Genomic DNA, 15,054 nt, shown 5'->3' on the forward strand with positions numbered 1-15,054 from the left:
GCGTCTTTATTTTTACCTGGAATCTTTAGCGTATGATAGGCATTGCCGACTGCTTCGTAATCGGTCGAAACGATTTGAGCGCCACTATCAAATGCAGCCCGCCCTTGTCAGATCATTCTTTTTAGCTTCGTAGGTATCAATATCGGCTCTAGTTCGGACAATATATCCTTTTTTGACATCATTCCGAATAATATCTCCTCGGGTTAAGGTGTTATCTCTAAGAACAAAAGCGGCATAAGGTTTTCCGGGTTCGGAATCCATAAATGCCATTCGCCCCTTCAGCCTCGGATGACCATTCAGGTATGCCGCGGCGCCGTCACGGCCTGTCGCGGTTGTTAAAAAAAAGATAAATTTTCCACATGCTTGGCCAATTTCCGGCAAGAACCGCCTCTTCCAAATTAGGATAGCCGCCTCTCACCTCGTCGAGAGTAATAACTTTGTTTCGACCTAATACATCCACAATAGTTTGATCGATTTCGTTATAAGTTTTATCGGTGAAGGGCGGTATTTTTGAAAAATTTGGGGTTTTATCTGGATTACCAGAAAGCTTTAAATTCAAAGGCTGAACCTTGGCTTCGATCATAACAAAAATCGGTATATGACGAGGATGAGATTCTGACCAATTTTTCATCTGAGTAAGACAGATGCGCAATGTTGGACAAGAACTGTGAATATATACATATCGTATATGTAGAATCTTTATTTACGTATTTAGCTATATACGCTGATACGTTTACTTTCTTGTTTCAAGAGGAGCTAAACCATGTTGGGCGAGGATAGCAGAAAAGCCTGCCTCTGCCATGGCTTGAATTGTTGTTCCCTCTGCATCCGCCAGCTGACGTAATCGTTGCCAATCGGTGCGGCGAACTTTCACCGTTAAAGCAACGATATCACCCGAGCCTCTTTTCTTACGTATCGGAAAGGCAGCCTGATTTTCGATGGTAGAGGTTGGCTCTTCTGTCGACAGATGAGTAACCGTTTTAGGGCGGGAAAAAGCAGCTAGTCCAGTTGGTTTCTTGGCCATAGCAAAAAGTCCTTATTTAAGTATATACGTATTTAGCTATATACGTTCTAACGTATTATTAATCCAAGTCCATAAATGATGGATCTCTTCAGCAGCTTTGCCATTACTTTCAAATTCTGTGACTGCGCGTCCGGTAGTGACTGCGCGAGCAAAAGCGCGACGGTCAACAATCTCAGATGGAAAAATAGGCAGATTATAGCTTTCTAAAGCAAGGCGTGTCTCTTCGATCTCTGGAGCCCGAAAAGGACAGGCTGACAGGATAAAAGCGCCTCTCGATTTCGAGGCCCTAATAATATCCACAATTGCCGGCACAGCCGCTAAGTCAAAAGCGCTCGGTCTAATAGGGACTAGAATAAGATCACTTCGTCGGGCAATCTGACTAGCAGTAGGAGCCGCATGAGGTGGTGCGTCAATAATCGCCAAGTCTATACCTTCTGCCTCAGCTGCTGAAAGTGCGGCATCCAGATCACTAGCTTGAGCAGTAGCTACGATAGGTGTAGGCTTTTCCCGATACATCCCCCAAGTTGTTGCGCTCTCTTGAGGATCTGCATCAATGATGCAGACTTTCTTACCGACAGCCTCGGCTCTCACAGCTGTGTGGACTGAGAGTGTTGTCTTACCACTACCACCCTTTTGGCTTAAAAACGTAATAACGTGCATACGTTAACCTTTTTTAACTTAAATACGTATTTAGCTACATACGCCGATACGTATTTTTAGAAATAAGCCTTTATTCTAGGAGTTCTGAATGCGTCCCTGTCCGTACAAAGATGACCATTTCAGGCTGACGACTGTCGTCTATTCTGTAAATGAGCAGAAAGTCACCTCCAATGTGACATTCCCTGTATGCGGCCATTTCACCTTTTAAAGGATGATCTAACCATTCGGCGGGCAAGGGTTCGTCATTCTCAATCAGAAGCATCATGACTGACTTTAGACGATTGAGATCATAACGTCCTGACCGTGATAAGTGCTTCCAGTCCTTTAGGAAACTTTTGGTATAATCGGAGGACCTCGGTAGAGAAGCGCGTTTACTATCTGCTGTGCGCTTCAAGGCCATCAATCAACTCTTTGGAATTGGAAAAACGACCTTGGCGGCTTTTGATGATTTCATCAGTTTCCGACATTGCCAGCCGTGTTTCTGCATTCGGGACGCGTAATTCGAAGGGGAATTTCTGTTCTGCTACAACACGATGTAGGAATAACCGGACAGCTTCGGAAACCGACAAGCCCATAGAAGCTAGGGTAGCGCTTACCTGTTCTTTTAGGTCATCTGCGACCCTAACATGTATCATTGTTTTTGCTGTGGGCATGAACGGACTCCTATCTCATTTAGGTTTGTAACTTATTTGAGATACAAAAGTCAATGATTATTTATTAAATATACAAAAACGCACCATTATTATCTGGGGTAGGACATAAAACATCTTCATCTGCATACATTCCAATCATTGCATTCTTTACACAATCACCAACTTCCAAAATATTCTCATCGTTTATAAGCTGTGCTTGCAATTGACTTACATCATTAGCTGTATCAGCCATTGGCCATAATATATTCTGTGCAAGACGACGTTTTTTTTGCATTAGATTATGGAGAAGACAGTCAAAACTTTTAGATTTATAATAAGGATGAATAGCCATAGGCACATACACATACACAGGTTGCGTTTGCCCTAGTCTATGGACACGATCATTGCATTGTTCTTCAACTGCGGGATTCCACCAACGGGAAAGATGAATAACATGAGTTGCTGCTGTTAACGTCAAACCTGTACCAGCCGCTCTAGGCCCTAAAATAAGCAAATCAAACTTATTTTTTGAATCTTTTAAATGTTCTTGAAACCTATCAACAATTTTTTGGCGTTCTGAGATTGATGTTTGTCCATTAATAATTTCAACCCGTTCTAAACCGAATTCAGAACGAACGAGCGCTGCAAAACGATATTGCATTTTAAGATTTTCAATAAAGACTAAAGCACGTTCCCCCCGTGTTTTAATTCGTTTTAGAATTTCAAAGGTAGCAGCCAATCTCCCTGATTGTGCAATAAATTTTTGGTCCGTAGAAATAGAAGAAACAGCAGGATGTACAGAAGCTGTTCGGATATGATGCAAAAGTTTTAAGGCGTTTCCTCTTTGCCCTTCCTTCAGTTTTTTCCGAATATCATCATATGCTTTGGCTTGTACCTCAGGCATTTCTTTAGGTAGAATAAGCCTTGTTTTAGAAGGTAGGTCACAAGTTACATTTGCCTTAAGTCTTCGCAAAGCGAGCGCAGGACGCTGGCCTGTGCTACAAAAAATTTTTTGATAGAGATCCTTCATGTTATCTTTGGTAGGATTGCTATAGTGTCTCTGATAATCCAATAGAGAACTCAAGTGTCCTGGCACCAACTGATCCATAATTGCCCATAGATCCGTTGTTGAATTTTCAATAGGTGTTCCGGTTAGCCCTATCCGGAAATCAGCATTAATTGAACGAGCGGCTTGAGATCTGAGAGATGCCGGATTTTTTAAAGCTTGTATTTCATCAAAAACAGTAACAGCAAAAGGTATTTTTGAAAGAGAATGCTGATAGTTAGTTAAAGTTGTATACGTTGTAATAATACATGTAAAATGCCCATTTCCTTCATAAAAATGACGCATTATATCTTCGAAATCAAGTAGCGATTCCCCTGTCTTGGTATCAATTCCAGAAGTGCCATCTCGACGTCTTATATCAATTCCTCTCCCATATAATCTTATAATATGTCCTAACCCTACCTTTTCGACATGATTATCTACCTCATTTTCCCAGTTATGCAACAGAGATGTCGGTGCGACAATAAGTATTGGAGCTCGACGGGATTTATCAAATTCCATTAATTCATTTAGCCAAACAAGAAAGCTGATTGTCTGAAGTGTTTTTCCTAAACCTTGTTCATCAGCATTAAAAATTCCAGATAGTCCAAATTTCCAAGCGTTTACTTGCCAGTCGAAACTTTCACGCTGGTGTTGTTTCAGTGGAGTAACAATTGATGATGGTATTCTAGTTGGTATAGATGAAAATCTAGGTTTTATAGCTGGGGAATAAATTGCTTCTTCAAAATTATTTTGTGTTTTAAGTACTATAGTATCAGAATCGGTATTCGCTAAATTTTCTTTTTTTTCTAACGGATGGTTATCTTCTAAATATTTGTCACGGCTTATTATTAAGCAACGTAATTCATTTAAAATATTCGGCTTGTCCGAAAAATTCATATCTTTCCATATTACAGTCTCTTCTTTGTTTCTTATCGCTTGTTCAAGATGAGTTTCTAGATCCTCCAATTCTTTAGTAGTCTTCGTACGAAGATATTTCATTTCTTCTTCTCCGAACACTTCTGGAAGCCATGTTGTTCCTGTAGATTGATTTATACCTAAATCAGGTGGAACGAATTTACCTATACCAATAACCCGTTCAGAAAAACTATTATATTCTATTGTTTCAATAAAAGCTGGCAAAACAGATTTTTCGATTAATTCTTCTTGAAGAAGATCATCTATGTTAGAGAGCTTACCATTATTATATAAATCTTGCTTAATAGCTTGGGTTAGACGAGGAAGCGGGTTACGAATAAATACCTTTCTTTCTTCTAAAGAAGCCTCTTGCATTTGATGTAAGAGTTTCAAAACAGGCTTTGCGGCACGATCAATAACAAGATACTCATTTGATGATAACCGAAAGGTATTTAACACCCCTTTTTGTTTTAATTTCCGTTGAAAATCAGCAAGATATAGACCTTTTAATTCTGCTATATTTTCTGAGATTTCTTCGGAATCATCTATTTTTTGGCCAGAGAATGGAATAATTTTAAAATCAGTACCTTGCTCATTTGGAGAAATAGAAAAACGATCTGCTAGACGAACATGTAATCCAGACAAAAAATCAGTCATTGATATGCATGAGGCATGTCCATCTTTAATATTTTCTGCTCCTAGATCCAAAGCTTGGCGGAAACGAGCTAAAACATCCCAATCAATTGAATCATTATTTGAAGCGCGGCAACCATCCGCAATATTAAGAACATCCATCATCCAAGCTGGGATCCGTTGTCTTCCCTTGCTTGTCTCAATAATTGAACCAATTCTGTTTACAGTAAGATGCTGGTTATTTCTGTGCCATTCTGCTCTTAACCTAAAACTAGAACTACCAACGATACCTTCGACATCCGTTTTGAGTACAAGATCAGTGATCGGTGGTAAATTAAGTATTTTAGCCGTTTGCGAATCGACAGAACCAACAAGTCTATGTGAAAGAATTATATATTTTTGGTGAATTTCATAAGGTTCTTTTAATTCATCTGCTAGAGCACTAATATCAGCTATTGCAATAGCTAAATCAAAGTTCTTTGAATCTACTTTTTGAAAATTTTTATTTTTTTGAAGAAAACCCAAAAATTTGGAATTTCTAGAAGGAATATTAATGATAACTCTATCATTATTATATGAATAATCAAAACTCATTTTGATACACTATAAGTTTTTATAAACTTTATCCATCCATCCCTTGCCCTGATGCATAATTTTAATTTTTGCTGATTTTTCTCTAATACTATTTACATTATATTTTGGTTTGTAAAGCTTTGGGGCTTCAGGATCTTGGTCATTAAAAATATGAATCTGAAAATTATAAGTACCTTCTACCACAATATTATTACCTATATGCATAATAAGAAGCGATTTATCGCTTTTTCCAGTTTGCTCTGCAAATCGAGTAAACGCTGTTTTTAATCGCTTTTTGGCCACAGAAAACCCTACAGGATTAAAAGCAATCCATAACCCATGAATCTTACCTGATTCATACATCGTCCACCAAAAATTTTCACGATCATGCCACATATGTTTTTTCTCAACCTCTGCCAAAATTTGGAAAAGAAATCGAATATCATTTCCCATAATCCAATGAAGTAAACGGCGCTCATTTTCTTCAGAGACTTCGGCCCATACAGGGGAACGATCAACTTGTGGATGGCCATACAATGCTGTGATTCTATCAATCAGATACTTTTTTATTTCTTTATCAGGTTCGCCTTTTTCCCACACTGACATAATAGCATTTAATGCTTCAGAGGCTCCATTTTGGAGGGGAGCATTATTATGTGGAGCTAACCACGTAAATAGTTTGTCTATATAAAATCTTTCTCGCAGTTTAGGAGCTATTTGCCGCACAAAAGTACTATGAACTTCAGACATCAACCCCGGTGCGTGAGGATGTCTGATACCTATTTGTTTCAGAGATTCCCATGGATCGTCGATATTTTCTATAAATTCTGCAATTGTAGTAACTACTGTAGATGCATCAAAAAAATTTGGGACTTTTATCAAAAGGTCTGTGAATTGATGTCCTAAATATAAACGAGATTTAAAAAGATGTTCACCCAGAATAGGTGTAAAAATATTATTTTTTGAAAATGTCTCAATATAAATACCTACCATAGAGTTAAGAAATCCAGATTTAGTAGATGATAGTATTTCTTTAAGTAAGAAATCACAGATTATTTTAATATTAAAGTTTATATTTTTTTGTGAAAATACAAAACGTGCTACTTGTAAAGGAAAGCTTAAAGGAACATTAGACCAGTCCCATGTTTCGATAAGCCGCAGCATTTTTGCTAAAATTTTTTCTGGATCTTTTTCTAGAGGTAAAATTTCATCATAGTTATCCAAGATAAGCCGCACTCGGCAATAAATTGAGTCAAGTGAAATACTTTCTAGCGCAGAAAACTCAACACCATCAGCAAGTATTTGTGACAATGGAGTTCCTGTTTGGGTCATTTTTTTGAATCCTGAAGCTTTAGTAATGAAGAAATTCTATCGATATCTTCAACTTTATGAGGAATTAGATCTCGTCCTGGCGGAACATACATAATAAAACGCATGTCTATACGACGATTAGCAGCTCGGCCCACTACAGTTGCATTATTTCCAACTGGCCTCATTTCACCATAACCCGCAACAGCCATAATTGGCTGACCTAATAAGTTCTGGAATTCCAGCATTTCAGGCATATCATTATTTTTACTGTCAGGTACTATTTCATTAAAAGCTGATATGGCTCGTGTTGTAGAGAGAACGAGGTTATTCTGATGTGAGCCATTAGAGTCGGTATGCCCTTCAACCTGAACCGTTTCCAACATCACCAAATCAGGATTACAAGATAATGCAACGGCTCCCTTAGAACCGACTGCAAAGCAAGGCATAAAATCAGCCAGATGATGGCCTAATAGCTTAATAATTCTTAAGCTATTCCCACTTAGCCCCCCTTGCCCTGAAGCGAATAGTCCATTCCCTTGAAATCTTAAAGCATCACCTTGAGTACTTACTTCCAATCCTTCTATTTTTTCTTTTTTGATATCAGCACGAACAGCGTCCACAAGATGCATAATAATATTATGTCTTATATTTTCAGATTTAGCATTATAAATTTCTAAAGGATCATGATGTATAGTTTGATTATCACTATAATGACTAGCAAAAAATGCCATCAACAACATAACAATAAAAAGAAAACTAACCATTATATCTGTCATAGAAACAAATACTGATTCAGCCTCTTCTTTTTCTTCCTGTCGTATATGATATTTATGCTGCATCAATCATGCCCTTGTTGAGGAACAAAGTCCTGTAATTGATCAACAATTGTTTTGAGTGTATCAAGTGCTTTATTCAGTTCATTTGCCATTTGTACAACATGCGTACGCATAGAATCCATAGCTTCTCCTGTTTGCATAGCATATACTTCAAAAGCATGACCTAATTTTAGGTCAATATCATCAAGTTTTTGAGCTTGTCCTTGCATACGATTTGCAATTTTTTCAACGCCTTGCAAAGCAATTTCTATTGATCTTTGCTCGCCCCCAAGCGTTTCTTTTGCTGATTTCAATACATTGGCTGAAGATATTGCTGTTGTTTCAGCGCTACGAGTAATAATTGTCGTAAAAGACTCAATATTTTGAGAAAGAATGCGTAATATATTTTCAATCTGTTCTGTAGTAGAACGAATTGGCTGTGTGGCGTTAACTAAATCCGAAGAGGCACCTTGGAAACTGTTAGCAGCAATTTCACCAGCATGGGCACCTGCCTGTACGCTATTACTCATATCGCGCATAGCGAGAACCCCGCTATCTATCATAGATAATAATCTTTCAAGCTTTTCAGCAATCAAAGATATAGGCTCAAGAAGCTCTCGGCCTGCTTTTTCTCCTACATCACCAGCGAGTTCAGCCACTTTATTCGCGGTATTGCCAAAAGCCGAAAGAACAGACTGTCCTGCAGAATCAATGGCCATACTGACACTATTTCCTGCCTCACTTATTTGTAGATATGCCGCCTTTGATCCACTCTGTGTGGCTTCTTCCATTTCAGCACGCATTGTTTTACTGGCAGTGGCCATATTAGTAGCTGCATCCGAGATCGCACGAGCACCAATACCAGTATTATCACGAATGGATTCTAATGTCGTATTCATGGTAGCTAGCAACTGCTCAGCACCATGAACGAATACGCCACTCGTTGAGATCGCTTCTTCATTTATTGTATTACGCAAATCATCTACAGCCTGTGAGACACGAACTATTGTATTCTCTATCTCTGATCCCATCCGTCCAGAGGAAAGATCCATACGCTCCACAAGCTGCGCAATACGATCCCCTGCCATTGCAATTCTTTCACTTGCCACTGTCAATGCATGTTCTACGCCTCCAGAAATTTGTTGAGAAAGATTTGTAGCCATTGTTGTGATACTATCAGTACTATGTTGGCTCACCTTACTAATAATAGGATGCATCACTTCACTTATTGAATTTGATATCGCTGGAGTCACATCCTCTTTCAAAGATCGGCCTAATTCAGCGACAAAATCATTTGCCATAGTCTTCTGAACATTTAAAATTTGTTGCTGTACGTCTAGCTGCTCTTGACCTAGTTTCTCTAAACTAAGAGGCGATAAGTGTTCATCTAAATTTGAAACTAAGTCATGCAAGGCATGTTCTGGTAAGGATTTCATACGCGTCATAAAAATCATAAAGACTATAGAACATACTAGCCCTGCTAGAGACATGATAAATTTAGCTGATGCAATTTTCATGAGCGCTTGCATCGTCTCTGATGTAATTTGCTGATCAGCCATTTGATGAAGTGCTGCAATTAATCCCAAGAATGTACAGGCAAGACCAATAGAAACAAAAAGTCCTGGTATAATACGCCATCGTCCTAAACCGAAAGAAAGTGCATCAGTATTAAAAAAGTAATCAGGTTGGACTGTTGTTAATATATATGAATTATCGCTATAACTTGTAGAAATTAAAGTTTTTTCAAATTTATCCCAAGCGGATAATATTTTTTTTTGATCATATGATACTTTTTGATCTCTTAGCCAAATTCCTATAGATGGCGGCCCTTCTTTCGCAAAAGAAGCTTTCGAAAAGTCCTTAATTTTATCTGAAAGTTTATTAATCAGTTTTTTTTGATGATGGAATTCTCGATTCATCTGAAAAATTAAAATAAAGCATGCGACAACCATCAAGAATACTACAATTCCAGGAAATCCATCTTCTTTAAAAATACCTGAAACCAGTAAAATTAAATTTTCAATGGGCGTTCCTATAAAAAAAATACTCAATTTCAGCCTCAAATTAAAAAACATCTAAAAATATTTAATATTTTATATAAAAATTTTATAAGGATCTATACTAATTTAAATTGTGCTTAGAAGCTTTTTGATATCGAGAAGACAGCGTGTTCATCAGAAAAATCACTGTTGAGAATGTACGGAGTTTTCTTGAATAACAAGAAATGAGTTTTGACAAACTAATTTTAATTATTATATGTCCAAATGGTGGTGGTAAAAATAACCTTCCAGATATTACTGTCACGATGGCATGATACTATTTTCTAGATACACGATAATACTTACAAGGTGTTTAAAAATAAATAATCAATTATTTTTATAATATTTAAAATTTATCCTATCAAATATACTAATTTTTGCATTTCTATATCATAAATATATTCGGTGATTTTACCAGTTATTATCAGCTGCATTGCTTGTTCTATGACATCCAAAGGTAGAATAAACCATTCTTTTGGATGGCATATTTTTCCGAAGCGGTCTTTAATGTGGATATCGGCTCGTGCTTTTCCGAAAAAGCGGTGGAGCAGAGTTTCAAAGCGGCTAACATTTAAATTAGAACATTGATAAACTCGGACAATTTCAACCTTAGCTAAAAGATAGGTGGGCTGTTCTTCTGCATTTTGAAGACGGCGGTTTATATCGCCAGTAGTAAATCCTATTTTGAAAAGATTTTTTCTTAACGACACGGTATCTGGTTGTTGTGACAGACTCCGAAGAATATAAATCGACCCTGTTTTCTGCTGCTGGCTATTTATATTAGTGATATTAGTTTCTGTCTGCAAAGACGCTATCGTAGAAGATAGCCTTATCTAAAGATGGTATGGCGGGATTAGATAGGTATTTAAGGCGCGTGGAGGCGTATGGGATAAGCCGGCATAGGAAGAAGGCATATTCTTCGATACTATAGGATTAGCGGATGGATTAGCAGGATTTGAAATATTTGAAGGAGTTGATTCTGTATTAAAGACATCTTCGCCATCAATGCCTGAAATACGACGCCCATTAGGGTCTTTATATAATTCGCGTGCTAATGAACGAAGAAGATTTTCACCTTCCATACCGTTATTGAAGATCAGTCGTAAACGGGCATTAGTCTTACCGTTTTTTACGATAGTTTCACCGTAATCAGCGACATAGACCATAAAACCAGAATAAAAAAGTCACCTTTTTTGATATTCTGTTCGTCACGGAAACGCATACTGATGCGTTTACCCCTAATCAAATCTTGAACACACTGGCCAAATAGTGGCTTGAAGCGATCAAATTCCTGACATGGAATCTGTCTGGCTACCTTATCAGGTCTTTTAGGTCGAGATGCTTGTTTGTCTTCCCAAGGCATCGGATCAGTAAACATGGCAGCCACTTCTGGTGACATGCTCAAAAGCAGGCTATCTTCATTAAAGATATCATCCAAGGAAGCAGGAACCGAAGACTGATTTTTTATCGCTAGCTATCGTTCCATTCATCTGAAAGGATGAAGTTATTTCATGGGTCGTAGTGCCGGAACTCTCGTCTAGAATCTCTGTTTTATCCAAGGTAGAAGATAAAATATGGTGTTTGTCAACGGATTGGAGCAAGGCTGTATATTCCGCTGTTTGGCGATAGATAGAAAGTCGCTTTTTTAAGCGACGTTCGGATAAATTCATTGAACGCTTTTCAAGATTTTCACCGGGGATAAAACCTTTTTCATCAATAAATCGGTTTATCTCGGCAAATTATTCAAGAATTTTGCTTTCTTCTGGTGATTTTTTCATAGCTGGATGATTTCCATCTATGCCCAATTCATCCATTTCGTGAAAAATTTTGTCCAAATCCACTTTTTTATTTTTATCCATAAAACTACAGACCTCCTTTCGTCTTGAAATGAGGTTTTAAGCAAACCGGATTCGCCTTTCCAGCCAAGGAAGATTCAATTTTTTCCTTCTTGAAATAAGGTAACCTTCCATTTTTGCTTTATAAACCAGATTTGAAAGGTATTTAGGTTCTGTTGACAAAGGAAGGCAACCATAATTTTACAGCCGCGATATGAAGGAAGGCGAGGAAAGCGGCACTCGATTTCAATCCAAATATCGGAGTTGTTTCAATCCACGCCTCCGCGAAGGAGGCGACCCCTATGCTGATTTCAAGCGAGCTGCATCCAAAGTTTCAATCCACGCCTCCGCGAAGGAGGCGACTTGGCCAAAGGCAGAGTTTTAGAAAACACATCACGGTTTCAATCCACGCCTCCGCGAAGGAGGCGACGACGACCTCCATTTTTCACGGGTTATCCATAACAGTTTCAATCCACGCCTCCGCGAAGGAGGCGACATCGGTGATATTAAGGCGACCCTTGACCATTGAAGGTTTCAATCCACGCCTCCGCGAAGGAGGCGACTAATCGCAGCCCGTTCCTCGCCATGCTTCGATAGTTTCAATCCACGCCTCCGCGAAGGAGGCGACTTTAAGGTGACGCTCTCGGTGCGGTCAGTGGGTGGTTTCAATCCACGCCTCCGCGAAGGAGGCGACATTGATGGATAATGCTTCTTGACGCTTAACCTCGTTTCAATCCACGCCTCCGCGAAGGAGGCGACCCTCAAAACTAAGAAAGGTTTTATTAATGTCTTGGTTTCAATCCACGCCTCCGCGAAGGAGGCGACATGCGTTCTGGATTGCGATCACTAGAAACGGTTTGTTTCAATCCACGCCTCCGCGAAGGAGGCGACATATGTCGCTGTATGGATTAATGGGCTGTTTGGGGTTTCAATCCACGCCTCCGCGAAGGAGGCGACAACGGGATTGTTTTTCAGTGTTTATTTAATCCGAGTTTCAATCCACGCCTCCGCGAAGGAGGCGACCACGATTTGCCTACGAATTGAGTTTCAATAATATTGTTTCAATCCACGCCTCCGCGAAGGAGGCGACAATAACTACCACTGATAATCAACCCAAACTATATGTTTCAATCCACGCCTCCGCGAAGGAGGCGACCGAATCTGGGACACAATGCCCCTCATTGATCTTAGTTTCAATCCACGCCTCCGCGAAGGAGGCGACATTCATGACAACAAAAGCGCAAGCATCATGAGAGTTTCAATCCACGCCTCCGCGAAGGAGGCGACGCCTCGTCTTTCACGGCCTTGGCGGCTTTATCATCGTTTCAATCCACGCCTCCGCGAAGGAGGCGACCGCCCCTATTGTAAAGCACAGAAAAGATTAAAATTAAAAGGGTAAATATGCGAAGAGGGAGATAATAAAATCCTTTAAGGTAACAGTATTCTTTTGGGTACAAAATTGTTGCGTAATTTCAATAACAAAGCTGGATGCGAACCTCCGCGAGTCGTGCAGCACGCTTGTGGTTCGCACCAAAGAAAAATTGTATCAGGAATAGAAGATAGACTAGATGATGAGCGGGGCATTTAAATCCGTCGCAGACTTTGCCCCAACATGTTCTATCCGTTTTTGCCAGTGAGCCCCTAAATAATAGTAGCGGAGACTATCCACTGTTGGTAAGATAATATCTTCTAGTCGCGCCTTAAGTTTTACCCATTGAGCAGGGTCTACCTCAATTTCAAATACAGAAAACTGTACACGCTGTCCGAAATCACGACAAGCTTTTGCGACTGCACGAAGACGTTTTGCCCCGTTCCCTTCCGTCGTGCTGACATCGTAAGTTACCAGAACCAACACAATAATTTCCTATTTCCAGAACCAAGGCGGATAGGCATCAATATCACCACGAATATGCCGTGCCAGCATTTGTGCTTGTATATAAGGAACCAATCCAAAAGGAACCTTTTCATCCAAGAAAACGTGTTGTTTTTCCGCCCGTTTTCGCTCTTGCCAAGCTATTAAAACTGTACGGCGACAATCATCCGTCATTAGCACAGCTCCGCCGTCTTGCAATATAAAGTCTTTAGAGCGTAATTGCCGTCTATTAATTAAAGATAAAGCTAAACGATCTGCTAAAACCGGTCGTAATTCCTCCATGAGATCAAGCGCAAGACTGGGACGACCGGGACGATCCCGATGCAAGAATCCGACCGCTGGATCAAGACCTATACTTTCAAGAGCTGAACGGCAATCATGTGTCAAGAGAGTATAAAGAAAAGATAAAATTGCATTGACTCGATCCCGAGGTGGTCGACGCGACCGCCCTGTCCACCGCATGGTCGTGTCTGGAGATCGGATAAGATAATCGAAAACAGAGAAGTAAAGCGCAGCAGCTTCACCTTCCGAACCTCTTAATAAGTCGATTGTGCTATCAGAATACTCAACTCGACGTATTATATAGCCAAGGCGATCAGTAACAGTTTCTAACCTGTCACGCTCTTGAGGGCTGTAATCAGATCCATAATCTCTCAATGCGCGTCGTAATACAGCGCGTTGGTTAAATATTTTACCGATAAGAAAAAATCTCACGATCTCTTTAGACTGATCAGATACACGGTATTGTGCGCGTCGAAGAAGGACATTTCCGGAAATAGGCCCTTCCAATCGCGCTTGAAACCGACCATTTCGATCTAAAAAAGTCAGCGTAATTCCAGCAGAAGCCAACGCAGCCATTAAAGGCGGAGTTACAAACACAGCACCAAATACGACAACGGCAGAAACCATGTGCAACGGAACGCGACTACGTTCTGTTCCATCTATTTCTGCTACAATGTTTTCACCATCTTTCCGAAGATTTGCGCCTTCGGTCGTGATATACATGGTATTAAGCAGTTTTTTCATATATCTTCACCGAAGGATGTCATACTGTCAACCATATGAGCGCGCCAGATGCGCACTGGTCGTGCTACAATTTTCGGACGACATATTTCGATGAGAGAGCACGCTTTACACCGTTCTCGTCGATTTGTGGGCGGAGGCGTTTCCCCAGATAACAAAATATTACGTAATGCAACAATGGTTGTTTCTGTTAAATTACGCAGCTCATCATCAAAAGGCACAATGACACGGCGTTTTGTTTGTGCGTAAAATAATGCTCCTTCTAGCACAGAACGACCTGTCATTTCTTCAAGGCAAAAAGCCTGAGCACAAAGCTGAACCTCATCGGCTCTATGTGGCTTAGGTTTCCCGCGTTTATATTCAAGAGGAAACGCCGTCTCTCCGGTAGAGTCCGGCAAAAATTCTACTATATCAGCTACGCCCAAAATATTCAGTCGCCTTGACATAATTGGCAATGCCATAACCCGACGAATACCACGAACCTTCCTATGCCCTATTTTGTCGGCAACAGCATGAAGAACATGGCCTTCTGCAGTAAAGCGATTGTCTGCCCAAGCGCGCTCCAGATGAATTAAAGCAGCCTGACGAAGGCAATAGATAGCGTGCTGCAAGGCGGAGAGCGGGATAGGCTCTCCGTCAATTTTAGATGTTTTAGGAATATTATCGACCATTG

General features: G+C 39.9%; 15 protein-coding genes, 1 pseudogene and 1 CRISPR repeat array. All 16 genes and pseudogenes read right to left on the reverse strand.

Translation table 11 applies throughout. The features are described from left to right. Nucleotides 1–87: 87 nt before the first annotated feature. Nucleotides 88–652 (reverse strand): annotated as a pseudogene (locus ZYMOP_RS09700) (phosphatidylinositol-specific phospholipase C domain-containing protein). 81 nt (nt 653–733) lie between these two features. After that, entirely contained in the window at nt 734–1,024 is a 291-nt protein-coding gene (locus ZYMOP_RS08830) for a hypothetical protein (protein ID WP_013945597.1), read from the reverse strand. A 36-nt stretch (nt 1,025–1,060) separates the two neighbouring features. Next, nucleotides 1,061–1,684, reverse strand: a complete 624-nt coding sequence (gene parA, locus ZYMOP_RS08835; protein WP_013945598.1) for a ParA family partition ATPase — start codon at nt 1,682–1,684, stop codon at nt 1,061–1,063. A 70-nt stretch (nt 1,685–1,754) separates the two neighbouring features. Next, nucleotides 1,755–2,084, reverse strand: a complete 330-nt coding sequence (locus ZYMOP_RS08840; RefSeq protein WP_013945599.1) for a type II toxin-antitoxin system YafQ family toxin — start codon at nt 2,082–2,084, stop codon at nt 1,755–1,757. Next, nucleotides 2,059–2,337: a type II toxin-antitoxin system RelB/DinJ family antitoxin gene (locus ZYMOP_RS08845; protein WP_013945600.1), complete on the reverse strand. Its 279-nt coding sequence runs from the start codon at nt 2,335–2,337 to the stop codon at nt 2,059–2,061. The genes ZYMOP_RS08840 and ZYMOP_RS08845 overlap by 26 nt, the downstream gene beginning before the upstream one ends. Nucleotides 2,338–2,401: 64 nt before the next feature. Beyond that, a complete protein-coding gene (locus ZYMOP_RS08850) occupies nt 2,402–5,506 on the reverse strand; it encodes a DEAD/DEAH box helicase (RefSeq protein WP_013945601.1) in 3,105 nt (1,034 codons plus the stop codon). A gap of 9 nt (nt 5,507–5,515) precedes the next feature. Next, nucleotides 5,516–6,817, reverse strand: coding sequence for an EH signature domain-containing protein (locus tag ZYMOP_RS08855; RefSeq protein WP_013945602.1), 1,302 nt, complete (start codon nt 6,815–6,817; stop codon nt 5,516–5,518). Then, nucleotides 6,814–7,635: an OmpA/MotB family protein gene (locus ZYMOP_RS08860; protein WP_013945603.1), complete on the reverse strand. Its 822-nt coding sequence runs from the start codon at nt 7,633–7,635 to the stop codon at nt 6,814–6,816. Before ZYMOP_RS08860 ends, ZYMOP_RS08855 begins: the two co-directional genes overlap by 4 nt. Further along, nucleotides 7,635–9,662, reverse strand: coding sequence for a MotA/TolQ/ExbB proton channel family protein (locus ZYMOP_RS08865; protein ID WP_013945604.1), 2,028 nt, complete (start codon nt 9,660–9,662; stop codon nt 7,635–7,637). Before ZYMOP_RS08865 ends, ZYMOP_RS08860 begins: the two co-directional genes overlap by 1 nt. 341 nt (nt 9,663–10,003) lie before the next feature. Then, entirely contained in the window at nt 10,004–10,456 is a 453-nt protein-coding gene (locus ZYMOP_RS08870) for a GIY-YIG nuclease family protein (protein ID WP_049778893.1), read from the reverse strand. A 27-nt stretch (nt 10,457–10,483) separates the two neighbouring features. Further along, a complete protein-coding gene (locus ZYMOP_RS09265) occupies nt 10,484–10,816 on the reverse strand; it encodes a hypothetical protein (protein WP_049778894.1) in 333 nt (110 codons plus the stop codon). Further along, nucleotides 10,780–11,055: a hypothetical protein gene (locus ZYMOP_RS08875; RefSeq protein WP_158498542.1), complete on the reverse strand. Its 276-nt coding sequence runs from the start codon at nt 11,053–11,055 to the stop codon at nt 10,780–10,782. Before ZYMOP_RS08875 ends, ZYMOP_RS09265 begins: the two co-directional genes overlap by 37 nt. 25 nt (nt 11,056–11,080) lie before the next feature. Beyond that, the gene (locus ZYMOP_RS08880) at nt 11,081–11,320 is read right to left on the reverse strand and encodes a hypothetical protein (protein WP_041582300.1); all 240 of its coding nucleotides are present in this window, start codon (nt 11,318–11,320) and stop codon (nt 11,081–11,083) included. A 431-nt stretch (nt 11,321–11,751) separates the two neighbouring features. Then, nucleotides 11,752–12,839: a CRISPR direct-repeat array (repeat unit 32 nt; unit sequence GTTTCAATCCACGCCTCCGCGAAGGAGGCGAC). 210 nt (nt 12,840–13,049) lie between these two features. Then, complete coding sequence (gene cas2 / locus ZYMOP_RS08885; RefSeq protein ID WP_013945605.1) at nt 13,050–13,340, reverse strand: CRISPR-associated endonuclease Cas2; 291 nt, start codon at nt 13,338–13,340, stop codon at nt 13,050–13,052. A gap of 9 nt (nt 13,341–13,349) precedes the next feature. Continuing rightward, complete coding sequence (cas1c, locus tag ZYMOP_RS08890) at nt 13,350–14,384, reverse strand: type I-C CRISPR-associated endonuclease Cas1c (protein WP_013945606.1); 1,035 nt, start codon at nt 14,382–14,384, stop codon at nt 13,350–13,352. Continuing rightward, entirely contained in the window at nt 14,381–15,052 is a 672-nt protein-coding gene (gene cas4, locus ZYMOP_RS08895) for a CRISPR-associated protein Cas4 (RefSeq protein ID WP_013945607.1), read from the reverse strand. Before cas4 ends, cas1c begins: the two co-directional genes overlap by 4 nt. Nucleotides 15,053–15,054: the final 2 nt, after the last annotated feature.

Source organism: Zymomonas mobilis subsp. pomaceae ATCC 29192 (assembly GCF_000218875.1).
Classification (GTDB): Bacteria; Pseudomonadota; Alphaproteobacteria; order Sphingomonadales; family Sphingomonadaceae; genus Zymomonas; species Zymomonas pomaceae.

Coding starts and splice junctions, on each gene's coding strand:
- ZYMOP_RS08840 (WP_013945599.1), bottom strand. CDS start 2,084: ATGGCCTTGAAGCGCACAGCAGATAGTAAACGCGCTTCTCTACCGAGG.
- cas4 (WP_013945607.1), bottom strand. CDS start 15,052: ATGGTCGATAATATTCCTAAAACATCTAAAATTGACGGAGAGCCTATC.
- ZYMOP_RS08860 (WP_013945603.1), bottom strand. CDS start 7,635: ATGCAGCATAAATATCATATACGACAGGAAGAAAAAGAAGAGGCTGAA.
- ZYMOP_RS08880 (WP_041582300.1), bottom strand. CDS start 11,320: ATGAATTTATCCGAACGTCGCTTAAAAAAGCGACTTTCTATCTATCGC.
- ZYMOP_RS09265 (WP_049778894.1), bottom strand. CDS start 10,816: ATGGTCTATGTCGCTGATTACGGTGAAACTATCGTAAAAAACGGTAAG.
- parA (WP_013945598.1), bottom strand. CDS start 1,684: ATGCACGTTATTACGTTTTTAAGCCAAAAGGGTGGTAGTGGTAAGACA.
- cas1c (WP_013945606.1), bottom strand. CDS start 14,384: ATGAAAAAACTGCTTAATACCATGTATATCACGACCGAAGGCGCAAAT.
- ZYMOP_RS08845 (WP_013945600.1), bottom strand. CDS start 2,337: ATGCCCACAGCAAAAACAATGATACATGTTAGGGTCGCAGATGACCTA.
- ZYMOP_RS08850 (WP_013945601.1), bottom strand. CDS start 5,506: ATGAGTTTTGATTATTCATATAATAATGATAGAGTTATCATTAATATT.
- ZYMOP_RS08855 (WP_013945602.1), bottom strand. CDS start 6,817: ATGACCCAAACAGGAACTCCATTGTCACAAATACTTGCTGATGGTGTT.
- ZYMOP_RS08830 (WP_013945597.1), bottom strand. CDS start 1,024: ATGGCCAAGAAACCAACTGGACTAGCTGCTTTTTCCCGCCCTAAAACG.